This is a genomic window from Pseudomonas sp. ZY71 (genome assembly GCF_036542145.1).
Classification (GTDB): domain Bacteria; phylum Pseudomonadota; class Gammaproteobacteria; order Pseudomonadales; family Pseudomonadaceae; genus Aquipseudomonas; species Aquipseudomonas koreensis_A.
The window spans coordinates 2,758,662-2,782,440 of record NZ_CP144274.1 but is presented as its reverse complement, the minus strand read 5'-3'; the positions used below and the strand labels follow the sequence as shown (position 1 = coordinate 2,782,440).

Below are 23,779 nucleotides of genomic sequence, written 5' to 3'. Positions count from 1 at the left end.
CATGATTCGGCTCACCGCTGAACTCACCCCGGCTGGCACCAGTTACCTGGCGACCGGCCAAGGCCAGCCCGTGGTTTTGATCCACGGCGTGGGCCTGAACAAAGAAATGTGGGGCGGGCAGATTGTCGGCCTGTCCAGCCAATACCAAGTGATCGCCTACGACATGCTTGGGCATGGCGCCAGCCCGCGACCGGCCAGCGGCACCAATCTGCTCGGTTACGCCGATCAGTTGCTGGAGCTGCTCGATCACTTGAACCTGCCACAGGCAGCGGTGATCGGTTTCTCCATGGGCGGCCTGGTCGCGCGGGCCTTTGCCCTGCATTACCCGGAGCGCCTGCAAAGCCTGGTGGTGTTGAACAGTGTGTTCAATCGCAGCGAAGAACAGCGTGCCGGCGTCATCGCGCGCACCGCACAAGCGGCGGAACATGGCCCGGACGCCAATGCCGAAGCGGCGCTGTCACGCTGGTTCAGCCGCGAGTATCAGGCAGCCAATCCGGCGCAGATCGCCGCATTGCGCCAGACCCTCGCCAATAATGATCCGCAGGGTTACCTGACCACTTATGAATTGTTCGCCACCCAAGACATGTACCGCGCCGACGACCTGGGCAGCATTCAGGCGCCGACGCTGATCGCCACCGGTGAACTCGACCCGGGTTCGACCCCGGAAATGGCCGAGCAACTGGCCCGACGCATCCCCGGTGCGAAGGTTGCCGTGCTGCCCGAGCAACGGCATATGATGCCCGTAGAGTCACCGCGTCTGGTCAATCAGACGCTGCTGGAATTTCTGCAATTCGCACACTCCCGACAAAACCATATAAAGGGGATCGTTGCATGACACTCGCACGCTTCCAGATGTGCATCGGCGGAGAATGGGTCGACGCCCTCTCCGGCAAGACCTTCGACAGCCTCAACCCGGCCACGGCACAAGCCTGGGCGCAACTGCCCGACGCTGATGAAGCCGATGTCGAACGCGCCGTGCAATCGGCACAGACGGCTTTCGACAGTCCGGCTTGGCGTGGTCTGACCGCCACCGCACGCGGCAAACTGCTGCGCCGTCTCGGCGACTTGATCGCCGAAAATAAAGAACAACTGGCGCAGCTGGAAAGCCGCGACAACGGCAAACTGATCCGCGAAACCCGTGGCCAGGTCAGCTATCTGCCGGAGTTCTTCCACTACACCGCCGGCCTTGCCGACAAGCTCGAAGGCGGCACGCTGCCGCTGGACAAGCCCGACCTGTTCGCCTACACGGTTCACGAAGCCATGGGCGTAGTCGCGGCGATCATTCCGTGGAACAGCCCGCTGTACTTGACCGCAATCAAACTCGCCCCGGCCCTCGCCGCTGGCAACACGATTGTGATCAAGCCGTCCGAGCACGCCTCGGCGACCATTCTTGAGCTGGCGCGTCTGGCCCTCGAAGCGGGGATTCCGCCGGGCGTGGTCAACGTCGTCACCGGTTACGGCCCAAGCACTGGCGCCGCCCTCACCCGCCATCCGCTGATCCGCAAAATCGCTTTCACCGGCGGCGCGGCGACGGCACGGCATGTGGTGCGCAGCAGCGCCGAGAACTTCGCCAAGCTGTCGCTGGAACTGGGCGGCAAGTCGCCGAACATCATCTTCGCCGACGCCGATCTGGACAGCGCGATCAACGGGGCGATTGCCGGGATCTATGCCGCGTCCGGGCAAAGCTGCGTGTCGGGTTCACGGCTGTTGGTGCAGGACGAAATCTACGACGAGTTCGTCAATCGACTGGTCGAACGCGCCCAGCGCATCCGCATCGGCAACCCGCAAGAAGACAACAGCGAGATGGGCCCGATGGCGACCGCGCAGCAACTGGCGGTGGTCGAAGGCCTGGTGGCTGATGCCATCGCTGAAGGCGCGCGCTTGCGCACTGGCGGCAAACGCCCGACCGGTCTCGGCGAAGGCTGGTTCTACGAGCCGACGCTGTTCGAATGCGACCGCAATTCGATGAAGATCATGCAGGAAGAAGTCTTTGGCCCGGTGGCTTCGGTGATTCGCTTCAAAGATGAAGCAGAAGCGCTGGCCATCGCCAACGACTCGCAGTTCGGCCTCGCCGCCGGCATCTGGACCCGCGATCTCGGTCGCGCCCATCGCCTCGCTCGCGATGTGCGTTCGGGGATCATCTGGGTCAACACTTACCGCGCGGTTTCGGCAATGGCGCCGATCGGCGGCTTCAAGAACAGTGGCTATGGACGCGAAAGCGGCATCGATTCGGTGCTGGCCTACACCGAACTGAAAACGGTGTGGATCAACCTTTCCCAGGCGCCAATGCCTGATCCGTTTGTGATGCGCTAGGAGTCCTGCGAAATGATCGAACCCGGCATTTACAAAGACGTCATGAGCTCGTTCCCGTCCGGCGTCACGGTGGTCACCACCGTTGACCCCGAAGGCGGGATCGTCGGCATCACCGCCAGCGCCTTCAGTGCGCTGTCGATTGATCCGGCGCTGGTGCTGTTCTGCCCCAACTATGCTTCCGACACCTACCCGGTGTTGCGCAACAGCAAGAAATTCGCGATCCATTTGCTGTCCGCCGACCAGACGGCTGAGGCCTACGCCTTTGCCGGAAAGGGCAAGGACAAGGCCAAAGACATCGAGTGGCATTTGAGCGAATTGGGTAACCCGATTCTGGCCAAGGCCACCGCGATCATCGAGTGCGAGTTGTGGAGGGAATATGACGGCGGTGATCACGCGATCATTGTTGGCGCGGTGAAGAACCTGATCCTGCCCGCGCAACCGGTGACGCCGATGATTTACCACAAAGGCAAGCTCGGCCCCCTGCCGACCCTGGCCTGACGGATTCACACAAAACCCTGTCGGAGTGAGCCTGCTCGCGATAGCGGACTGACATTCAACATTGATGTCGACTGATCCACCGCTATCGCGAGCAGGCTCACTCCTACAAGGGATCTGTGGTGACTGGAGGAATGATGAGTAACGAAAAGTACGAAAAAGGCCTGAAAATCCGCACTCAGGTATTGGGCGAAGCCTACGTGCAGCGTTCAATCGACAACGCCGACGACTTCACCCGCCCGCTGCAGGAAATGGTCACCGAATACTGCTGGGGCCATGTCTGGGGTCGCGAAGGTTTGTCGCTCAAGGAGCGCAGCATGATCAACCTGGCGATGATCTCGGCGCTCAACCGTCCGCACGAACTCAAGCTGCATGTGCGTGGCGCCTTGCGTAACGGCCTGAGTCGTGAGCAAATACGCGAAATTCTGCTTCAGGTCGGCATTTATTGCGGCGTTCCGGCAGCCGTGGACAGTTTCCGGCTGGCCCGTGAAGCCTTTGCCGAAGCCGACGCCGAAGCCTCAGTTAACCCCTCGGCTGTTTAGATGCCCGTCTGGCATGGACAGCCAACTTAAAGAGCGGACCCCATGAAACGCCAGCCACTCGACGACAGCTTCAAGGTCAATCGCAACCCCGTTACCCTGCGCGAAATCGTGCTGGATAAACTGCGTAGCGCGATCATGAATTTCCAGCTCATGCCCGGCGATCGTCTGGTCGAGCGCGATCTGTGTGATCGCCTTGGCGTCAGCCGCACCTCCGTGCGCGAGGCCTTGCGTCACCTGGAATCCGAAGGCCTGGTCGAGTTCGCCGATGCCAAAGGCCCGCGCGTAGCGATCATCACCCTCGCCGATGCCGTCGATATCTACGAGTTGCGTTGCGTACTTGAAGGCCTGATCGTTCAGCTGTTCACTCTGCGTGCCAAGGCCAAGGACATCAAAGCCCTGGAAAAAGCCCTCGACGACAACCGCAAGGCGTTGAAGGACGGCGAATTGCAGCAGGTCATCGACTCGGTGCAAGGCTTCTACGACGTGCTGCTCGAAGGCTCGGGTAACCACGTGGCGGCCACTCAGTTGCGTCAGTTGCAGGCGCGCATCAGCTACCTGCGCGCGACTTCGGTATCGCAGGAAAACCGTCGCGGCGCGAGTAATCAGGAAATGGAAAAAATGGTCGAAGCGATCAAGAGCGGTGATCCGCTGGTGGCGCATCAGGCCTGTGTCGATCACGTTCGCGCCGCTGCTGCCGTGGCGCTCGACTATCTCAAGCGCAAGCAGGAAGAGACCGGCGCAACCCCGGCCATGACCCTGCCCATCGCGCTGAAAGAACCGCGTATAGGTCACTGATATGTTCAGCCCGAGCTATTGCCCGAAATGCGGTGGCCCTGACCTCGGTCAGCAGATACCGGCGGGCGATACGCACGAGCGCCTGATGTGTCGCGGCTGCGGCTACATCCACTACGTCAATCCGAAGATCATTGCCGGCTGCATCATCGAGCAGGACGGCAAATACCTGCTGTGCCAACGGGCGATCCCACCGCGCCCGGGCACCTGGACGCTGCCCGCCGGTTTCATGGAAAGCGGCGAAACCACCGAGCAAGCAGCCCTCCGTGAAGTCTGGGAAGAAAGCGGCGTACGTGCGGAAATCGTCTCGCCGTACTCGATTTTCAGCGTGCCGAAGATCAGCGAGGTGTACATCATTTTTCGTGCGATCGCGCTGGAGATCACCGGGCAGTACGGGCCCGAAACCATGGATTACAAATTCTTCGCGCCTGAAGACATTCCGTGGGAACAGATCTATTACCCGGCGATCCGGCAGATTCTCGAGCGCTATATCGAGGAGCGCCAGGCTGGGGTGTATGGGATTTACATGGGTAATGACGATAGCGGGAAGATTCACTTTATCCGCTGATCACGCAACCCGCTTTTTGTAGGAGTGAGCCTGCTCGCGATAGCGGTGTATCAGTCGGTGATGATGTTGACTGATACACCGCTATCGCGAGCAGGCTCACTCCTACAGGGGTTCTGCGGTGTCCGTTAGATAGGGGCGATACCTTCAACGATGATGATTTCCGCCCTCGCCCATTCCTCGCGGTAACTTTTCGCCTCCTGGTACGCCGCCGAGTGGTAACACGCCACAGCTTTCTCGTAGCTTTCAAACTCGATCACCACGCTGCGCTGCGGCGTCTCACGCCCTTCCATCGCCTCGCTGCGCCCGCCTCTGGCCAGAAACTTCGCGCCAAACTCAGCAAAGGCTGCCGGCGCGCGCTGGGTGTATTGGCTGTAGTGATCGGCATCAGCTATATCCACATGAGCAATCCAGTACGCCTTCATAGTGACCTCTTTGTTGATTTTGTATTATGGTATACCAATATATTTCCAACGAACCCTGAGAGTCCAGCATGGCCTTCAACAGCATCGAAGAAATCATCGAAGATTATCGCCTCGGCAAAATGGTCCTGCTGGTCGATGACGAAGACCGCGAGAACGAGGGCGACCTGCTGCTGGCCGCCGACCGTTGCACGCCGGAGGCGATCAGCTTCATGGCCCGTGAAGCGCGCGGGCTGATCTGCCTGACCCTGACCGACGAACATTGCCAGCGTTTGGGCCTGGAGCAAATGGTACCGGCCAATGGCAGCGTGTTCAGCACCGCGTTTACCGTGTCGATCGAGGCGGCGGTTGGCGTGACCACCGGCATCTCCGCGGCGGATCGCGCCTGCACGGTTGCCGCCGCCGTCGCGCCGAATGCGCGTGCCGAAGACCTGGTGCAGCCGGGCCATATCTTCCCGCTGCGCGCCAAGGAAGGTGGCGTGCTGACTCGCGCGGGTCACACAGAAGCGGGTTGCGATCTGGCGCGTCTGGCCGGTTTTACCCCGGCCTCGGTGATTGTCGAGGTGATGAACGACGACGGCACCATGGCCCGTCGTCCGGATCTGGAGGTGTTTGCGCGCAAGCACGGGATCAAGATCGGCACCATCGCCGACCTGATTCACTATCGGCTGAGTACCGAGCACACCATCGAACGGATTGGCGAACGTGAATTGCCGACGGTGCATGGCACCTTCCGCTTGATCACGTTTGAGGATCGCATCGAGGGCGGCGTGCACATGGCGATGGTCATGGGCGAGTTGCGCCGTGAAGAGCCGACGCTGGTGCGTGTGCATGTGATCGATCCACTGCGGGATCTGGTCGGTGCCGAATACAGCGGGCCGAGCAACTGGACGTTGTGGGCGGCGTTACAACGAGTTGCGGCGGAGGGGCATGGGGTTGTTGTGGTGTTGGCTAATCATGAGTCTTCGCAGGCGTTGCTGGAGCGTGTGCCGCAACTGACCCAGCCGCCGCGGCAGTTCAGTCGTTCGCAATCGCGGATTTATTCCGAGGTGGGGACTGGGGCGCAGATTCTGCAGAATCTGGGGGTCGGCAAACTCCGCCATCTCGGCCCGCCGCTCAAATACGCCGGGTTGACCGGGTATGACCTCGAAGTGGTCGAGAGTATTCCGTTCACTGAATAAAGCTGCCCTCACCCCAGCCCTCTCCCGGAGGGAGAGGGAGCTGACCGAGGTGTTTAGTCGCTATACGCCGACCTGAAATACCGAGTCGAACTCAGGCCTTGAACAGCATAAAGATCGGCTCCCTTTCCAATACCGGGTCGGACTCGGTTTTGAACGACATGAAGATCTGCTCCCTTTCCCCCTCTCCCATTGGGAGAGGGCTGGGGTGAGGGGCTGGATCTGAAGTGCGCCCTGCATCTCATGCCGAGCACATCCAAAAAACCATAATCAACAGATAACCGGTAAGGCAAAGTGCTTGCACAAAGTTTGGAATACCATAATATGATATTCCATAGACCGGACACTCCAACGAACGTCCATCTACTGCTCCCGATAGGCGGGCAACAACGCAAGCCCGCTCAAAAACACAACAATGAGGGCGTGAAAATGGTGTTGAACAATGCTGCAACCGCGATCTTTTTTGCGGGACTGCTCAGCGTCACCGGCCAGGCTGCAATGGCTGCCGAAAGCGTGAACTTCGTCAGCTGGGGCGGAAGCACCCAGGATGCGCAGAAACAGGCCTGGGCCGATCCGTTCAGCAAGGCCAGCGGCATCACCGTCGTGCAGGACGGCCCCACCGACTACGGCAAACTCAAAGCCATGGTCGAGAGCGGCAACGTGCAGTGGGACGTGGTGGATGTCGAAGCCGACTTCGCCCTGCGCGCCGCCGCTGAAGGCCTGCTCGAACCCCTCGATTTCAAAGTCATCCAGCGCGACAAGATCGACCCGCGTTTTGTCAGCGATCACGGCGTCGGCTCGTTCTTCTTCTCCTTCGTCCTCGGCTACAACGAGGGCAAACTCGGCGCCAACAAGCCGCAGGACTGGAGCGCCCTGTTCGACACCAAAACCTACCCGGGCAAACGTGCCCTGTATAAATGGCCAAGCCCCGGCGTGCTTGAACTGGCGCTGCTGGCCGACGGCGTGCCTGCCGACAAGCTTTACCCGCTCGACCTCGACCGCGCCTTCAAGAAACTCGACACCATCAAGAAAGACATCGTCTGGTGGGGCGGCGGCGCGCAGTCGCAGCAACTGCTGGCGTCCGGTGAAGCAAGCATGGGCCAGTTCTGGAACGGCCGCATTCACGCCCTGCAAGAAGACGGTGCGCCGGTCGGCGTGAGCTGGAAACAGAACCTGGTCATGGCCGACATTCTGGTCATCCCGAAAGGCTCGAAAAACAAGGACGCGGCGATGAAGTTCCTGGCCAGTGCCAGCAGCGCCAAGGGCCAGGCCGACTTCTCCAACCTGACCGCCTACGCCCCGGTCAACCTCGACAGTGTGGAGCGTCTGGATTCGACGCTGGCCCCCAACCTGCCGACTGCCTACGCTAAGGATCAGATCACTCTTGATTTCGCGTACTGGGCCAAAAACGGCCAGGCCATCGCGACACGGTGGAACGAATGGCTGGTCAAATGAAAATGGCGGCCACCGCGTCCCGTCCCTCCACTGCCACCGGGAGCGCGACCAGCGCTTCCGGCTCGGCCCACGGAACACAGGCGGTTGCGATGCAGCAAGCCCCGTCCCTCAGACAACGCTGGCGCGGCGCCGGCAACCTCGCCCCAGCGCTGCTGTTCATCGGCCTGTTCTTTCTCGCGCCGTTGATTGGCCTGCTGTTGCGCGGCGTGCTTGAACCGACGCCAGGCCTTGGCAACTACGAACAACTGTTCGCCAACTCGGCCTATGCCCGGGTGCTGCTCAACACCTTTTCGGTGGCCGGGCTGGTGACGCTGTTCAGCCTGCTGCTGGGCTTTCCTTTGGCCTGGGCGATCACTCTGGTGCCGCGTGGCTGGGGGCGCTGGATTCTCAACATCGTATTGCTGTCGATGTGGACCAGCCTGCTCGCCCGCACCTATTCGTGGCTGGTGCTGCTGCAAGCTTCGGGCGTGATCAACAAGGCGTTGATGGCGCTGGGCATCATCGATCAGCCGCTGGAAATGGTCCACAACCTCACCGGCGTGGTGATCGGCATGAGCTACATCATGATCCCGTTCATCGTCCTGCCTTTGCAGGCGACCATGCAGGCCATCGACCCGATGATTCTGCAGGCCGGTTCGATCTGCGGCGCCAGTCCGTGGACCAACTTCTTCCGGGTGTTCCTGCCGCTGTGCCGGCCCGGTCTGGCCTCCGGTGGCTTGATGGTGTTTGTGATGTCGCTCGGTTACTACGTGACCCCGGCGCTGCTCGGCGGGGCGCAGAACATGATGCTGCCGGAGTTCATCATTCAGCAGGTGCAATCGTTCCTCAACTGGGGCCTGGCCAGTGCCGGCGCCGCGTTGCTGATCGCGATCACTTTGGTGCTGTTCTACTTCTACCTGAAGCTTCAGCCGGAATCCCCGGTTGGCGCCAGTAACGCGAGGTAAGCCGACATGCTCCTGACTCCCAATGCGATGAGCCGGCGCATGCGCTTCGGCCTCTACGCCACCACCGGGCTGATCGGTCTGTTCCTGCTGTTGCCGATCGTGTTCATCGTGCTGCTGTCATTCGGTTCTTCGCAGTGGCTGGTGTTCCCGCCACCGGGCTGGACGCTGAAATGGTACGGCCAGTTCTTCTCCAACCCCGACTGGATGAACGCTGCTGCGGCCAGCCTCAAGGTCGCCGTGCTGACGACGATTTTCGCCGTAGCCCTCGGTTTGCCGACGGCGTTTGCGCTGGTGCGCGGACGTTTTCCCGGCCGGGAAATGCTCTACGGCTTGTTCACCCTGCCGATGATCGTGCCACTGGTGATCATCGCCGTGGCGGTGTACGCGCTGTTCCTCAAGCTCGGTTACACCGGGACCATGTTCGCCTTCGTCGTCAGCCATGTGATCGTCGCGCTGCCGTTCACTATCATCTCGATCATCAACTCGTTGAAGCTGTTTGATCAGTCGATTGAAGACGCGGCGGTGATCTGCGGTGCCTCGCGCCTGCAAGCGGTGTTCAAGGTGACGTTCCCGGCGATTCGTCCGGGCATGGTCGCCGGCGCCCTCTTCGCTTTCCTCGTTTCTTGGGACGAAGTAGTGCTCAGCGTGATGATGGCCAGCCCGACCCTGCAAACCCTTCCCGTGAAAATGTGGACCACCTTGCGCCAGGACCTGACGCCAGTGATCGCCGTCGCTTCGACGCTGCTGATCGGCTTGTCGGTCTTGGTCATGGTCATCGCCGCCGCACTGCGCCGGCGCAACGAAATCAGCGCTTGAGCGCCAGGAGTACGACATGAGTGCCGTGATCAAAGACGCTTCCCAGCAGAATGACAAACCCTTGGTCAGCCTGCGCAATCTGAACAAGCACTACGGCGATTTTGCTGCGGTCGACAACATCTCGCTGGACATCAAGGACGGTGAATTCCTCACCTTCCTCGGCTCCAGCGGCTCGGGCAAAAGCACCACGCTGTCGATGCTCGCCGGCTTTGAAACGCCGAGCAGCGGCGAGATCCTCGTTAACGGCCAATCGCTGGTGAACGTGCCGCCGCACAAGCGCGACATCGGCATGGTGTTCCAGCGTTATTCGCTGTTCCCGCATTTGTCGGTGCGCGACAACATTGCGTTTCCTTTGGCGATTCGCAAACTGGCGGCGGCTGAACGTGAGAAGCGCGTCGATGCGATGTTGAAACTGGTGCAGCTTGAGCAGTTCGCCCATCGCCGCCCTTCGCAATTGTCTGGCGGCCAACAACAACGTGTCGCCATTGCCCGGGCGCTGGTTTACGAGCCACGCATTCTGTTGATGGACGAACCGCTCGGTGCTTTGGATAAAAAGCTGCGGGAAGATTTGCAGGATGAACTGCGCCAACTGCATCGTCGCCTGGGCATCACCATTGTTTACGTGACCCACGACCAGGAAGAAGCCATGCGTTTGTCCCAGCGCATTGCGATTTTCAGTCATGGCAAGATTGTTGGTCTGGGCAGTGGTTATGACCTTTATCAGAACCCGCCGAATGCGTTTGTGGCGTCGTTTCTGGGGAACTCGAATTTCCTCAAGCTCAAGGCGCAAGGTAATGCGGCGGCTTCGTTTGAAGGTCAGTCACTGTCGATTCGCCTGACCGCTGGTTTGCACACCGATCAGGATGTGTTGCTGATGGTGCGGCCGGAAAAGGCACTTGCGTTGAGCGTGGCACAGGCGATCAGCGAACCGTTGCCGTCGGGTTGGAATGAGGTTTCAGCGAAGGTTGTGGAAGTGCTGTTTCTCGGTGAGAGCCAGACTTGCAGCGTGGTCACCTCGGGTGGGACTTCGATGACGGTGAAAGCGTTGTCGGCTGCTGGCATGCCGCTGAAGGCTGGCGACCCGGTGCAAGTGCGCTGGGCCACCGCTGATGCTTGCGTCTACACCGAATGGACCGAAAGCGATCTGAACAAGGCTGCCGGCGCTCACTGATAGCGTGTTGTCTGTGAGATCTACCCCCTCACCCCAGCCCTCTCCCCCAAGGGGGCGAGGGGGAAAGGGAGCCGATCTCCGTGCTGTTCAAAATTCGAGTTCGACTCGGTATCCCAAGTCGGCGCACCTCGAAAGAACACCTCAATCAGTCCCCTCTCCCTCTGGGCGGTCCGACGTTTCGGGAGGGCTTGGGTGGGAGCCAATCTCCATGTTGTTCAAAACCTGAGTTCGACGCTGCATTTTCAGGTCGATGTAACTTGTCCAAACAACCCGGTCAGTCCCCTCTCCCTCCGGGAGAGGGCTAGGGTGAGGGAGGCGATCTCCATGTTGTACAAAACCTGAGTTCGACGCTGCATTTTCAGGTCGGTGTAACTTGTCCAAACACCTCGGTCAGTCCCCTCTCCCTCCGGGAGAGGGCTAGGGTGAGGGAAACAGTCGACGCGGTATCAGACGATGGCGCGGTAGCCTTCGATTTCATCCGGCCAGGCGGTGAGGATTTCGAAGCCCGTCTCCGTCACCGCCACCATATGCTCCCACTGCGCCGACAACGAGCCGTCCTTGGTCAGCACGGTCCAGCCATCCGGCATGTTTTTCACATGACGTTTACCGGCATTGAGCATCGGCTCCACGGTAAAAATCATCCCCGCCTTCAACTTCATGCCCTGATCGGGAAAGCCGTAATGCAGAATCTGCGGCTCATCGTGATAGACCTTGCCGATCCCGTGCCCGCAGTACTCGCGCACGACGCTGAAGCCTTCCTTCTCCGCCAACGTCTGGATCGCGTGGCCGATGTCGCCCAAGGTGGCGCCTGGCTTGACCACGCGAATCCCCGCGCACATCGCGTCATAGGTGGTCTTGATCAGGTGCTGCGCTTCGGGCGTAGCCTCGCCGACCACGTACATGCGGCTGGTATCACCGAACCAGCCGTCCTTGATCACCGCGATGTCGAGGTTGACGATGTCGCCATCCTTCAACGGCGTGCCCGACGGAATGCCGTGGCACACCACGTCATTGACCGAGGCGCAGACGGTTTTCGGAAATCCGTGATAACCGACGTTGGCCGGCACGGCTTTCTGCACGTTGACGATGTAGTCGTTGCACAGCTGATCCAGTTCATCGGTGGTCACGCCGGCCTTGACGTGCGGCACCAGCATGGCCAGCACTTCAGCGGCGAGTTTGCCGGCAGCGCGCGATTGGGCGATGTCGGCCGGGGTGTTGATCTTGATCTGGTTTCTCATGCGCTGACGGCTTCCTGAGTCAGTTGTTGCAAATCCAGCCCGCCGTTCTGTTCGGCGCGGATCAGCAAGCGGCAAATGGCGCTATGGTCGAGGTTGGGGTGCAGTTCGGCGAGCATGCCGATGCGCATCCAGTGCTCGGCCTGCGCGTTGATCGAGCGGCTGAGGGCGTTGCTGGAGATGCGCAGGTTCTCGTGCATGTCCTCTGAAATCTTTACGATGCCCATATATGAATCCGATACGATGTGTATATGGATCGTATATTAGCCAAGCCTTACGCGAAATTGCAAATCAACTCAGCGCCGCATCGAAAAACGATGAGATGAGCCGACTGGAACGCCGTTCGGCCAGGCAGTACAGATAAGTCTCGGTAAAGAGTTCTTCGCCCTCGATTCTGATCGTGCGGATGTTCGGGTCAGCAATGAACTCCGCTTCCGACACCACCCCCAAACCCAGCCCACGCACCACCGCTTCCCGCAACGCCTCGCGACTGCCGATTTCCATGGCGATGCGCGGTTTGACCTGCGCCGCATTCAGCGCCTGTTCCAGCACCAGCCGCGTGGTCGAGCCGGGTTCGCGTTGCAGCAGGCGCTGCCCTTCCAGTTCTTCCAGGCGCACGCTGCCGCGATTGGCCAGCGGATGCTCATGGTGCGCAAACAAGATGATCGCGTGCCGCGCATAACGCACCGCACACAACGCCGGATCATCCTGACGCCCGGCCAGCACGGCGATGTCGGTCACATAGTTTTCCAGATCCGACAACACTTGCGCCGAGTTGCCGACGCGGATCGACACGTCGATATTCGGATGCTGTTGCAAGTAGCTGTCGACCATTTCGATCACATGAAACGGCCCCACCGCACCGACCTTGAGCTGGCCGCTGTCGAGGCGCCCGGAATCACGCATCAGGTTATGCGCTTCCAGTTCCAGCAGGGCGATGCGCTGAGCGATAGGCAGCAGTTGCCGACCCACATCCGACAACTCGATGCGCCGCCCACGCCGATGGAACAGCTCAACATTGTGCTGACGTTCCAGAGCCTGCACTTGCGTGGTCAGCGTCGGCTGGCTCAAGCCTGACGCCCGCGCCCCGGCACTGAAACTGCCGTGACGGGCAACGGCGAGAAAGGCCCGAAGTTTGGCGCTCGACATCCATAGACTCCATCAATAGTTAGCTGTCGTTTCGCATATTGAATTGATTGAATGACTGTCACGTGACAGACCTAGCCTGTGGCAACTCCCAACCACACCGTGGAATGCCATGAAAACAATCAAACAGTTTCTGCGTGTCGTCAGCTTCACCGCACTTGCCTTCGGCGCCAGCCAGGTCTGGGCCAAGGACAAACTGACCATTGGCCTGATCCCCTCCGAAGACTCCCAGGCAATGATCGAATCGAGCAAACAAGTGCTCGACGATCTGCAAGCCAAAATCGGCATGCCGGTGGTGCCGTTCGTGGCTACCGACTACAACGGCATCATCGAAGCGCTGCGTTCGGGCAAGCTCGATGTCGCTTACCTCGGGCCGTTCTCTTACGTGCTTGCAACCTCGGTGGCCGATGTCGAAGCGTTCTCCGTGGCGGTGACCAAGAAGACCGGCCAGAGCGCTTACAAGAGCGTGATTCTGGCGCGCAAGGACAGCGGCATTCATACGCTGGCCGACCTCAAGGGTCATACATTCGCGTTCGTTGACCCGAGTTCGGCGTCCGGCCACCTCTTTCCAAAAGCGGGCCTTGAGCAGGCCGGTTTTGCTCCGGACAGTTTGTTCAAACGGGTGATTTTCTCCGGTTCCCACGACGCCAGCATCCTCGCGGTCGAGAACAAGAAAGTCGACGCGGCAGCCGTGGCTGACCGCATCTTCGCCAGTGCCGTGGCCAAAGGTGTGGTGAAGCAGGATGACTTCGAAATCGTCTGGAGTTCCAAGCCTATCCCCGAGTCGCCAATGGTCTGGCGCAAGGCGCTCGATCCGGAACTGAAGAAGAAAGTCGCCGACGCGCTGGCCTCGATCAAGGATGTGCCGTGGGGTGATCAGGGCGTGCTCAATGGTTTCCAGCCGACCACCGACGCGTCGTATGACGTGGTGCGCGAAACCGCCAAGGTGCTCGATCTCGATCTGCGGAGCATGAAATGATCAGCATCCGCCAACTGACCAAACACTACGGCAGCAACCCGGTATTGCGCGGCATCGACCTGGAAGTCGCTGCGGGCGAATTCGTCGTGGTGCTCGGTCAGTCCGGCGCTGGTAAATCGACCTTGCTGCGTTGCATCAATCGCCTGGCAAAGGCCGACAGCGGCACGCTGAACGTGGCGGGCATTGATGCCCTCGCCTGCCCTGACACCAGCGTTCTGCGCCGTGAAGTCGCGATGATTTTTCAGCACCACAACGTCGTCCCACGCCTGAGTGTGTTGAAGAATGTACTGACCGGTCGCCTCGGTTCCGTCGGCACCCTCGCCTCGATTCTGCAACTGTTCCGCCGTGACGATGTGGCACTGGCGATGCAATGCCTGGAGCGCGTCGAGCTGGCGCACAAGGCCGGTGAGCGTACCGATTCGTTGTCTGGCGGGCAGAAGCAGCGCGTCGGCATTGCCCGCGCCTTGGCGCAACGACCGCAGGTGATTCTGGCCGATGAACCGATCGCCAGCCTCGACCCGAAAACCGCGCGACTGGTGCTGCAATACCTGCGCGATGCCACCCGCGAGCTGGGCATCACCGTGCTGTGCAATCTGCATCAGGTCGAATACGCCCGCGAGTTCGGCGACCGTGTGGTCGGCCTTGCTCACGGCAGCCTGGTGTTCGATGGCAACGCGTCGAGCATGACCGACGCCGATCTGGCGCGAATCTATCCGGGGCAATCGGCGCAATCCCCTGCTGACGTGCCCACGCCCACCCTGTCCTACCGCACTGCCTCGAGGGCCTGAGCATGTCATCGCAAAACTATCAGTGGGTCGGCGATCGTCCGCGTGGTCCGCGCAGTTGGCTGACCACCGGTGCCGTCGTCCTGATCGTGCTGTGGACGCTGAACTGGAGCGCGCAAGGTGCGCAGCTCAGCCTCGGTGAATTGGCGGCGGGGTTGCCGCAGATTGGTGATTTCCTTTCGCGCACCTTCCCACCGGATCTGAGCATTCTTCCGCGTCTGCTCGCGCCAGCGGTGGAGACCTTGCAGATCGCCATTTGGGGCACCCTGCTCGGCGTGTTGCTGGCGATTCCACTGTCGTTTCTCGCGGCGCGTAATTTGAGCCGTAACCGTTGGCTGTTTCACGCCACCCGTCAGGCACTCAACTTCACCCGCAGCATCAACGAACTGATCCTCGCGCTGATTTTCGTTTCAGCCGTCGGCCTCGGCCCCTTCCCCGGTGTATTGGCGCTGGCACTGCATGGCCTGGGCATGCTCGGCAAGTTCTTCGCCGAGAGCATCGAAGAGATTGATCAAGGCCCGATTGAAGCGCTGCAAGCCACCGGTGCACGACCTTTGCAGGTGATCGTGTTTGGCGTTTTGCCGCAGGTGATCACGGCGTGGATTGCGGTGATTTTGTACCGCTTCGAAGTCAATCTGCGCTCGGCCACGGTGCTGGGCATGGTCGGCGCCGGCGGCTTGGGTTTCGAACTGGTGAGCAGCCTGAAGTTGTTCAAATACCAGGAAACCGCGACCTGCATCATCGTCATCACCTTCATGGTGATTGTCGCCGACGCCATCTCCAGTCGCCTGCGCGCGGCGATCCAGAGCGGTTCGGCGCACTAGCGTAAAGCTGCTATCGGCTGAGCCGATTCAAACCTGCGTTTTATCGATTTGTGCCGTTGTCGGCCGCCATCGAGTATGTGGCCACACGACAACAACAATAAGGATCCACCATGACTGCCCGCTTCCAGAACCCCGTCGATACCCGTTTCGGCTGGGGCAGCCTGCAAGACCTCGCTGCCATTACCGACCAGCAAACCGTGGCCCTCGTCACCTTCCCTGAGGCCCGTGGGCTGGGGCTGGTCGATCGCCTGCAAGCGTTGCTCGGTGAGCGGCTGGTCTACGTGTTCGAAGACGTTCAGCCCAACCCGGACGTCGCCCATCTGCGCAGCACTTATGAGCAGTTCTGGCAGCAAGCCGGTGATTGCGACGTGGTGCTCGCGGTCGGGGGTGGCAGCGCCATCGACACCGCCAAAGCGTTGATCGTCGGCACCGAATCCGGCCGGTTCGATGAACTGTTGAACCTGCTGGCGACGGGAAAACCGTTCACCCCGGCCCGTTGCAAACAACTGATCGCCGCGCCGACCACCGCCGGCACCGGCAGCGAAGTCACGCCGTGGGCGACGATCTGGGACAGCGCCAGCCAGAAAAAATACTCGCTGCATCTGGATTGCACCTGGCCGCGGGTGGCGATCATCGACCCGCAACTGATGCTCACCGTACCGGCCGGCGTGACCGTTTCCACCGGACTCGATGCGCTGTCCCATGCGCTGGAGGCGATCTGGAACGTCAACGCCAATCCGGTCTCCGACACCTTCGCGATTTCCGCGATCGAGGACATTCTGGAATGCCTGCCGCGCCTGCACAAAGACCTCTCCAGTCACGACTTGCGCAGCCGCATGGCACTCGCTGCGCTCAAGGCCGGGCTAGCGTTTTCCAACACCAAAACCGCGCTGGCGCATTCGATCTCCTATGAGATGACCTTGCGTCACGGCTTGCCCCACGGCATCGCCTGCTCCTTCACCTTGCCGTTGGTATTGGGTTTGGCCTGGGGTCATGACGCCACTCGCGACCGTACCTTGCAACGGGTGTTCGGCGCGGACCTGGGCAAAGCCCAACAGCAACTGCGCGAGTTCCTGCACAGCCTCGGGGTGAAGACCGAGTTTGCCGATTACGGCGTCTCGGCCAAGGACGCCGAAGCCATCATCCACCTCGCAATGCAGGGCGCGCGCGGCAAGAACTTCATCGGTTCGCAAGCCGCCTGACGCCTGATGACACCCGAGTAACCCAAGCACCGCCAGCGGCGTCACGCCGCGGTGATTTCCTGCCGCACCGAAAAAGAGTGCACCCACCGACGACAAACGGCGGGAACCGACAACAATAAGGAAAAGATCATGAATCGTGCCGAAACAATGCCTGGTCTCGCCGTACGTTCTGCCTCGTTCCGGGTCGCGCAGTGGCGCATGCTGCTGGCGGCGATGTTCTGTTACCTGTTTTTCTACACCGGTCGGCAGACCTTCGGTTTTGCCATTCCGGGGATTCAGGCCGAGTTCGGCCTGAGCAAGGAAACCCTCGGCTGGGCTTCTGCGGCGATGCTCTGGGCCTACGCGATTGGTCAGGCCATCAACGGCAACCTCGCCGATAAATTCGGTGGCCGGCGGATCATGACGCTGGGTGCGCTGTTGTCCTGCGGTGCCAACTGGGTGACCAGTTTCGCCAGCGGTTTCACCAGCCTGATTCTGCCGTGGGGCGTCAACGGCTACTTTCAGGCCTTGGGCTGGGCGCCGGGCGGTCGGTTGATTGCCAATTGGTGGGCGGCGGGTGAACGCGGCAAGGTCTATGGCTTCTACACCTTCGCCGCCGGTTGCGCGTCGATTCTGTCGTACGTCACCTCTATCGTCGTGCTCGAAGTGCTGCAACTGGAATGGCGCTGGATCTTCCGTTTGCCGGTGCTGCTGATGCTCGCCGGCGGGATCATTTTCTATCTGGTGGCCCGCGAACGCCCGCAGGATCTGGGCTTCGAACCGGTGGGCGATACCGGTGTGGCCAACGCTGACGACAAGCATCAGGAAGCCGCGCAGGGCGAAGTCGAGTCCTCGGCCCAACGCTACAAAGCCGTGCTGAAAAATCCCCGGCTGCTGATCGCCGCGCTGTCACTGGGTTTTCAGAACGCTGCACGCTACGGCTTGATCGTCTGGGTGCCGGTGCACTTTCTCGGCGCGGACTGGAAAAGCGGTGACGGCATGATCGATCCGAAATGGATCACCGTCGCCCTTCCCGTCGGCATGGCGGTCGGTGCGTTGAGCAACGGCTGGGTGTCGGACAAGCTGTTCGGCTCCAAGCGGTATCTGGCGATCATGCTCTATATGTTCCTCGGCGCCGCCACCAGCCTGTGGATGTGGAGCCTGCCGCCGCACAGTGTCATCGGCCTGGTGGCGCTGTTCCTTTGCGGCTTCTTCGTCTACGGCCCGGCCTCGAGTTTCTGGGCACTGTGCCCGGATCTGGTGGGGGCAAAACGCGCCGGTACAGCGACCGGAATCATGAACTTTTCCTCGTACCTGTTCGCCGGATTGGCCGAGCCACTGATCGGGCGTCTGCTTGACACCACGGCAAATACGTCTCTGATCTTCATAGTGGTCACCAGCGCCTGCCTGTGCAGTGCGGCAGTGGCATTGTTCATTCGACGCTGACGGGGCTTGCATGTACCAGTATCACAAGTGGTTGCGTTCGTTTCATGCGGTGGCCAAGACCGGTAGCTTTACTCTTGCGGCGGAGTACCTGAGCGTCGGTCAGCCGACCGTCAGCGAACAGGTCAACGCGCTGGAAAACACCTTCTCGGTGGAGCTGTTCCACCGGCGCGGCCGCTACATCGAAATGAGCGCCGCCGGGCACAAGCTCTACGCCATCACCCAGGGCCTGTTCGGTCAGGAGGATGAAGCCGTGCAGCTGTTGCAGAGCTTCAAGCAGCGCAAGACCGGCATGTTGCGCCTCGGCGCGGTGTCACCGCCGATTGCGATGAACCTGACGTATGAGCTGATGCAGCGCCACCCGGATATAGAACTGGAAACTTCATTTTCTTCGGAAAAGGACACCCTGGCGCGGTTGTTCAACTTTGATATCGACGTGGCGATTCTGGCTTTGTCGGAATTCGATGAGCGCTTCCACACGCGGCTCTATCACCGTTATCCGATCATCGCCGTGGTCCGCGATGACCATCCGTGGGCCCGCCAAGCGCAGGTTCACGTCAGCGAGATCAGCGGCGAAAAATGGGTGATGCGCGAATCCAGCGCGCGCACCCGGCAACTGGTGGAAGAAAGCTGCAAGCGCCTCGACATCGCTCTCAACTGCGTCATGCAACTCAACAGCCGCGAAGCCATCGTGCATGCCATCGTCAAGGGCATCGGCATCGGGTTTGTCTCGGCGGTCGAGTACGCCGAAACCCCAGGTACCACGCCCATTACGTTTGTCGACCACCCGTTCTTTATCGAATACCACCTGTGCTGCCTCGGCATCCGCAGGAACCGGCCAGTAATTGCCGAACTGTTTGATGCGAATCCACCGCTGACCTGATCAGCACTGCCCCTTGAACCGCCTACCTCATCACCGAGGGACGGCCCATGCTTACCTGAAAACGGAGATTGACCATGCAGTACCAACAACCGACTCACCTGCAAGCCGCGATCCTCGACTGGGCCGGCACCGTTGTCGATTTCGGCTCGTTTGCACCGACGCAGATATTCGTCGAGGCCTTTGCCGAGTTCGGCGTCGCGGTGTCGCTGGAAGAAGCGCGCGGGCCGATGGGCATGGGCAAGTGGGATCACATCCGCACCCTGTGCAACCTGCCGCAGATTGCCGAGCGTTATCGTGCAGCGTTTGATCGCTTGCCGAGTGACGACGATGTCACGGCGATCTACGAGCGCTTCATGCCGTTGCAGATCGAGAAAATCGCCCTGCATTCGGCGTTGATACCGGGTGCGCTCGAGGCGATTGCAGCGTTGCGCGACAAGGGTTTGAAAATTGGTTCGTGCTCCGGTTATCCGGCGGTGGTGATGGCCAAGGTCGTCGAACTGGCGCGGGAAAATGGCTACGTCGCTGACCATGTCGTCGCCACCGATGAGGTGCCGAATGGCCGGCCCTATCCGGCGCAGGCGTTGGCCAACGTGATTGCCTTGGGCATCAGTGACGTGGCGGCGTGCGTCAAGGTCGATGACACCTGGCCCGGAATTCTTGAAGGGCGTAGCGCGGGGATGTGGACGGTGGCGTTGACCTGCTCGGGGAATGCGTTGGGGCTGACCTATGAGCAGTTCAAAGCGCTGCCATCGGATCGTCTGGCAGAGGAACGTGAGCGAATTGGCAAGATGTTCGCGCCTTCGCGTCCGCATTATCTGATCGACACCATCGCCGAACTGCCTGAGGTCATCGACGACATCAACGCACGCCTGGCCCGCGGCGAAACCCCGCAAGCCTGCTGACGCATCCCCCTTACCCCTGATCGTTCCCACGCTCCGCGTGGGAATGCAGCCCGTGACGCTCCGCGTCACTGGACGCGGAGCGTCCCTAGAGGCATTACCACGCGGAGCGTGGGAACGATCAGTTCGCGGCATTGCCAAATCGCGGGCAAAAAAAAGCTGCCAAAACTGGCAGCAAAAACTTTAAGAACACGCGATGTATTGGCCTCAGCATAGACGCCGGATAATGACAGTGTCATGACAGCCGCAAATTCATTGAACCGCCCCTGCCCCGTCATCAGGATGTCATCAAGATTACGGCAGAATCCTCGCAAACCGTCTCGCGCCTCCCGACGGACGCTCTGCAAGGACTCCCATGAAAGACGACGCCTCGCTGTTTGCCGCCATCGACCTGGGTTCGAATGCCTTTCGCCTGATGATCGGCCAGTCGGTGCGCAGCCGCAAAGGCTTGCAGATTCAGGAAGTGAAAACCCTGCGTGAACCGGTGCGCCTCGCTGAAGGTTTTGACGGTGGCGCGCTGGATGCGTTGGCACTGGATCGCGGCTGGCAGGCATTGGCGCGGTTCGGCAAGAAACTGCGCGGTTTCGAAGCCGGCCGGGTTCGTGCGGTGGCCACCAGCGCGGTGCGTGAAGCGGACAACGCGCAACTGTTTCTGGCCAGCGCCGAGCGGCATCTGGGCTTTCCCATCGACGTCATTTGCGGCCATGAAGAGGCGCGGCTGGTCTACGCCGGCGTGACCCACGCCTTGCCGAGCGCCGCAGACATGCGGCTGGTGGTCGACATCGGCGGCGGCTCCACCGAGCTGATCCTCGGCCAAGGCTCACAACCATTGCTCACCGAAAGCATCGCCATCGGCAGCGGCACCTTGAGCACGCGGTTCTTTCGTGGCGGTGACGTGTCTGCCGGCGCGCTACAGGAGGCCGAACGCTTCGCCATCCTGCAGTTTGAAAAGGTTGCCCGGCGCTACCGTGCTCAGGGCTGGCAGCAAACCATCGGTTCGTCCGGCACTGCGCGCATGCTGGCCAAAGTGCTCAAGGCCAATCGCCTCAACGACTTCGGTCAGGCCGGCATCACCTATGGCGGGCTGCTGCGCCTGTCGCTGCTTTTGCTGAAAGTGAACAACGTGCAACAGCTCAAGCTGGCCGGTCTGCAACCACACCGCCAGAGCATTCTGCCCGGCGGTCTGGTGTTGATGCTCGCGGCATTCAAAGTGTTCGGCATTGCACAAATGCTGCCCTCCGAACCGGGCCTGCGTCTGGGCGTGTTGCACGGTTTGATGAGCCAGCACTGATCCTCGCCACGGCAGATTCGTCTCCCCTTCAGCGGCTCGATCGACTACCATGCCGCCGTCGGTTCCCGAAGGGGACTAATAGGGAATCCGAGGTGCTTGCACAGCATTGATCGGAACTGCCCCCGCAACTGTAGGTGCCGAGCCTGCTCCACGACTGCCACTGGGTGAACCCCGGGAAGGCCGGAGCCAAGGCGATGACGCATCAGTCAGGAGACCTGCCGGCACAGTGATTACTAACCGGCGGGGTGTCCGGGAAGGACATCGTGCCGTGCGCGTCTTCGTTGGCTGCCCGGCCTTGCGCTGTTTTCCTGACCGCGTTCGATGGTGTGTTTCCAGACCGTACTCTCCCGCTCCCCGTACGGTTCCCTCGGAGACTGCCCCATGCTGCTGCCCCGCATCGCCACCCTCATCACCGGCCTGACCCTTGGCGCCATGGCCCAGGCGGCGCCGACTGTCTATCCACTGACCGTCGAAAACTGCGGCAGCAGCCTGACCTTCCAGCACGCCCCGACGCGCACCGTGACCATCGGCCAGGCCGGCACGGAAATGCTCTACGCCATGGGCCTGGGCGACAAAGTCGTCGGCACGTCGCTGTGGTTCAACAACGTGCTGGACAAGTACAAGGCGCAGAACGACAAGATCGAGCGTCTGGCTGACAACGAGCCGAGTTTCGAATCGGTGATCGGCAAGCGCCCGGAACTGGTCGCCGTGGAGCTGGAATGGATGGTCGGCCCGCAAGGCGCGGTCGGCACCCGCGAGCAATTTCATGAGCTGAAGATTCCGACCTACCTGCTGCCCTCCGATTGCGAAGCCAAGGACAACTTGGTCGGCGCCGACGGTACGCGACTGGCACCGTTTCGCATCGAGACGATTTACAAAAGCGTGAGCCAACTGGCGCAGATCTTTGATGTGCAGGAGCGTGGCCAGCAGCTCAACGACGAACTCAAGGCCAGCCTCGCCAAATCGATTGCCACCGCCCAGGGCAAACGGCTGAAGGATGCCAGCGCGCTGGTCTGGTTCTCCAGCGCACAAATGGACATCGAGCCGTTCGTGGCCGGACACAAAGGCATTCCTGATTTCATGCTCAACACCCTCGGCGTGCGCAACGTGGTGGAGTCCGATGAAGAGTGGCCAACGGTCGGCTGGGAAACCATCGCCAAAGCCAATCCGACCTTCCTCGTCATCGCGCGCATGGATCGTCGACGTTTCCCCGCCGACGACTATGAAAAGAAACTCGCCTTCCTGCGCAGCGATCCGGTGACGCGCAACATGGACGCGGTGAAACACAACCGCATCATCATTCTTGACGCCATGGCCATGCAGGCGAGCCTGCGCATGTTCGACGGCATCGAGCAACTGGCTACGGCCATCAACGGCTATGACCTGTCGCAATGAGTGCCAGCCTGATCCGTACGTTGCTGGCCCTGGCGACGCTGTTGATTGCAGTGGTTGCAGGCGTGGCCATTGGTGAGACCTCGATTGAGCCGGGCGTGGTCATGCAAGTGCTGGCGAACAAATTGTGGGGCGCCGGGTACGCGCTCGACCCAATCGATGAAGGCATCGTCTGGAATTACCGTTTGACCCGCGCACTGGTCGCAGCGGCGTGCGGTGCCGGGTTGGCAACGTGCGGGGTGATTTTGCAGTCGCTGTTGCGCAACCCGTTGGCCGATCCGTATCTGCTGGGGATTTCTGCCGGCGCCTCGACCGGAGCCGTGATGGTGGCGCTGCTCGGTGTTGGCGCAGGGATGATTTCGCTGTCAGTCGGTGCCTTCGCCGGCGCGGTCACGGCGTTCGTGCTGGTGATTCTGCTGGCGCGGGTCAGCGGTTCGGCCAGCGGCACCGGGCAGATCATTCTTGCCGGGATCGCCGGTTCTCAGCTGTTCAATGCGCTGACGGCGTTTCTGATTACCCGCTCGGCAAGCTCCGAGCAGGCACGCGGGATCATGTTCTGGCTGCTGGGCAATCTTGGTGGCGTGCGTTGGCCGTCGGTGTGGCTGGCGGTGCCGGTGGCCGTGTTCGGGTTGGTCGTGTGTCTGTGGCATCGGCGCGCGCTGGATGCGTTTACCTTTGGTGCGGACTCGGCGGCATCCCTCGGTATTCCGGTGCGACGCGTACAGATTCTGCTGATTGGCTGCGCGGCGTTGGTGACGGCGGTGATGGTGTCGATTGTCGGTTCGATCGGTTTTGTCGGGCTGGTGATTCCCCATGCAGCGCGGCTGTTGCTTGGCACGGGTCATGCACGACTGCTGCCGGCCAGTGCCTTGGGTGGTGCGGTGTTTCTGATTGCTGCCGATGTGTTGTCACGCACGTTGATCAAGGGCCAGGTGATTCCGGTCGGGGTGATTACTGCATTGGTCGGGGCGCCGGTGTTTGCCCTGATTCTGGTGGGTCGGAGATCGGCGCGATGAGCAGTGTTTTGA

25 protein-coding genes and 1 riboswitch are annotated in these 23,779 nt (G+C 60.8%); of the genes, 21 read left to right on the top strand and 4 right to left on the bottom strand.

The window, feature by feature from the left end; genetic code table 11:
• Position 1: 1 nt before the first annotated feature.
• From VY732_RS12410 to VY732_RS12385, 6 genes are all read left to right on the top strand, one after another.
• Positions 2-835, top strand: a complete 834-nt coding sequence (locus VY732_RS12410) for an alpha/beta fold hydrolase (RefSeq protein WP_034155597.1) — start codon at positions 2-4, stop codon at positions 833-835.
• A complete protein-coding gene (locus VY732_RS12405; protein WP_331695552.1) occupies positions 832-2,313 on the top strand; it encodes an aldehyde dehydrogenase in 1,482 nt (493 codons plus the stop codon). The genes VY732_RS12410 and VY732_RS12405 overlap by 4 nt, the downstream gene beginning before the upstream one ends.
• A gap of 12 nt (positions 2,314-2,325) precedes the next feature.
• Positions 2,326-2,811 (top strand): flavin reductase family protein, encoded by a 486-nt coding sequence (locus VY732_RS12400; RefSeq protein WP_331695551.1) that lies wholly within the window; start codon positions 2,326-2,328, stop codon positions 2,809-2,811.
• A gap of 134 nt (positions 2,812-2,945) precedes the next feature.
• Entirely contained in the window at positions 2,946-3,350 is a 405-nt protein-coding gene (locus VY732_RS12395) for a carboxymuconolactone decarboxylase family protein (protein WP_016984498.1), read from the top strand.
• Between the two features lie 42 nt (positions 3,351-3,392).
• The gene (locus VY732_RS12390; RefSeq protein WP_077573257.1) at positions 3,393-4,145 is read left to right on the top strand and encodes a GntR family transcriptional regulator; all 753 of its coding nucleotides are present in this window, start codon (positions 3,393-3,395) and stop codon (positions 4,143-4,145) included.
• Position 4,146: 1 nt separating this feature from the next.
• Complete coding sequence (locus VY732_RS12385) at positions 4,147-4,710, top strand: NUDIX hydrolase (protein WP_007918003.1); 564 nt, start codon at positions 4,147-4,149, stop codon at positions 4,708-4,710.
• Between the two features lie 125 nt (positions 4,711-4,835).
• On the opposite strand, the gene VY732_RS12380 is transcribed toward VY732_RS12385, so the two are convergent.
• Positions 4,836-5,132, bottom strand: coding sequence for a DUF1330 domain-containing protein (locus VY732_RS12380; protein WP_236430166.1), 297 nt, complete (start codon positions 5,130-5,132; stop codon positions 4,836-4,838).
• Between the two features lie 68 nt (positions 5,133-5,200).
• Here VY732_RS12380 and ribBA point away from each other — a divergent pair, with 68 nt between their 5' ends.
• The 5 genes from ribBA to VY732_RS12355 all read left to right on the top strand — a co-directional run bounded on the left by ribBA (position 5,201) and on the right by VY732_RS12355 (position 10,693).
• Positions 5,201-6,310: a bifunctional 3,4-dihydroxy-2-butanone-4-phosphate synthase/GTP cyclohydrolase II gene (gene ribBA / locus VY732_RS12375; protein WP_212622305.1), complete on the top strand. Its 1,110-nt coding sequence runs from the start codon at positions 5,201-5,203 to the stop codon at positions 6,308-6,310.
• 426 nt (positions 6,311-6,736) lie between these two features.
• On the top strand, positions 6,737-7,762 hold the full coding sequence (locus VY732_RS12370) for an ABC transporter substrate-binding protein (RefSeq protein ID WP_331695550.1): 1,026 nt from the start codon (positions 6,737-6,739) through the stop codon (positions 7,760-7,762).
• Positions 7,759-8,706: an ABC transporter permease gene (locus VY732_RS12365; RefSeq protein ID WP_331695861.1), complete on the top strand. Its 948-nt coding sequence runs from the start codon at positions 7,759-7,761 to the stop codon at positions 8,704-8,706. The genes VY732_RS12370 and VY732_RS12365 overlap by 4 nt, the downstream gene beginning before the upstream one ends.
• Before the next feature lie 6 nt (positions 8,707-8,712).
• A complete protein-coding gene (locus tag VY732_RS12360) occupies positions 8,713-9,522 on the top strand; it encodes an ABC transporter permease (protein ID WP_122594265.1) in 810 nt (269 codons plus the stop codon).
• A 16-nt stretch (positions 9,523-9,538) separates the two neighbouring features.
• Complete coding sequence (locus VY732_RS12355) at positions 9,539-10,693, top strand: ABC transporter ATP-binding protein (protein WP_331695549.1); 1,155 nt, start codon at positions 9,539-9,541, stop codon at positions 10,691-10,693.
• Between the two features lie 446 nt (positions 10,694-11,139).
• Here VY732_RS12355 and map read toward each other — a convergent pair whose 3' ends face one another.
• The 3 genes from map to VY732_RS12340 all read right to left on the bottom strand — a co-directional run bounded on the left by map (position 11,140) and on the right by VY732_RS12340 (position 13,077).
• Positions 11,140-11,931: a type I methionyl aminopeptidase gene (map, locus tag VY732_RS12350; RefSeq protein WP_331695548.1), complete on the bottom strand. Its 792-nt coding sequence runs from the start codon at positions 11,929-11,931 to the stop codon at positions 11,140-11,142.
• On the bottom strand, positions 11,928-12,155 hold the full coding sequence (locus VY732_RS12345; RefSeq protein ID WP_007918027.1) for a ParD-like family protein: 228 nt from the start codon (positions 12,153-12,155) through the stop codon (positions 11,928-11,930). Before VY732_RS12345 ends, map begins: the two co-directional genes overlap by 4 nt.
• 64 nt (positions 12,156-12,219) lie before the next feature.
• The gene (locus VY732_RS12340; protein ID WP_331695547.1) at positions 12,220-13,077 is read right to left on the bottom strand and encodes a LysR substrate-binding domain-containing protein; all 858 of its coding nucleotides are present in this window, start codon (positions 13,075-13,077) and stop codon (positions 12,220-12,222) included.
• A 109-nt stretch (positions 13,078-13,186) separates the two neighbouring features.
• Between VY732_RS12340 and phnD the strand changes: the two genes are divergently transcribed.
• The 10 genes from phnD (at position 13,187) to VY732_RS12290 (ending at position 23,767) form a co-directional block, all read left to right on the top strand.
• A complete protein-coding gene (gene phnD, locus VY732_RS12335; RefSeq protein ID WP_331695546.1) occupies positions 13,187-14,053 on the top strand; it encodes a phosphonate ABC transporter substrate-binding protein in 867 nt (288 codons plus the stop codon).
• Entirely contained in the window at positions 14,050-14,841 is a 792-nt protein-coding gene (gene phnC, locus VY732_RS12330) for a phosphonate ABC transporter ATP-binding protein (protein WP_331695545.1), read from the top strand. Before phnD ends, phnC begins: the two co-directional genes overlap by 4 nt.
• A 2-nt stretch (positions 14,842-14,843) precedes the next feature.
• Positions 14,844-15,662, top strand: a complete 819-nt coding sequence (gene phnE / locus VY732_RS12325) for a phosphonate ABC transporter, permease protein PhnE (protein WP_095123397.1) — start codon at positions 14,844-14,846, stop codon at positions 15,660-15,662.
• Between the two features lie 110 nt (positions 15,663-15,772).
• Positions 15,773-16,864, top strand: coding sequence for an iron-containing alcohol dehydrogenase PsrA (gene psrA / locus VY732_RS12320; RefSeq protein ID WP_331695544.1), 1,092 nt, complete (start codon positions 15,773-15,775; stop codon positions 16,862-16,864).
• A 129-nt stretch (positions 16,865-16,993) separates the two neighbouring features.
• A complete protein-coding gene (locus tag VY732_RS12315) occupies positions 16,994-18,289 on the top strand; it encodes an MFS transporter (RefSeq protein ID WP_331695543.1) in 1,296 nt (431 codons plus the stop codon).
• Between the two features lie 10 nt (positions 18,290-18,299).
• On the top strand, positions 18,300-19,169 hold the full coding sequence (locus tag VY732_RS12310) for a LysR substrate-binding domain-containing protein (RefSeq protein WP_331695542.1): 870 nt from the start codon (positions 18,300-18,302) through the stop codon (positions 19,167-19,169).
• A gap of 74 nt (positions 19,170-19,243) precedes the next feature.
• Positions 19,244-20,071, top strand: a complete 828-nt coding sequence (gene phnX / locus VY732_RS12305; RefSeq protein WP_137218173.1) for a phosphonoacetaldehyde hydrolase — start codon at positions 19,244-19,246, stop codon at positions 20,069-20,071.
• A gap of 352 nt (positions 20,072-20,423) precedes the next feature.
• Positions 20,424-21,359 carry a Ppx/GppA family phosphatase gene (locus VY732_RS12300; RefSeq protein WP_331695541.1) on the top strand — a complete coding sequence of 312 codons (936 nt, stop codon included), beginning with the start codon at positions 20,424-20,426 and terminating at the stop codon, positions 21,357-21,359.
• A gap of 42 nt (positions 21,360-21,401) precedes the next feature.
• A riboswitch (cobalamin riboswitch) is annotated at positions 21,402-21,596 on the top strand.
• Positions 21,597-21,740: 144 nt separating this feature from the next.
• The gene (locus VY732_RS12295) at positions 21,741-22,754 is read left to right on the top strand and encodes an ABC transporter substrate-binding protein (protein ID WP_331695540.1); all 1,014 of its coding nucleotides are present in this window, start codon (positions 21,741-21,743) and stop codon (positions 22,752-22,754) included.
• Positions 22,755-22,762: 8 nt separating this feature from the next.
• Positions 22,763-23,767: a FecCD family ABC transporter permease gene (locus tag VY732_RS12290; protein ID WP_331695860.1), complete on the top strand. Its 1,005-nt coding sequence runs from the start codon at positions 22,763-22,765 to the stop codon at positions 23,765-23,767.
• The last annotated feature ends 12 nt before the right edge of the window (positions 23,768-23,779 follow it).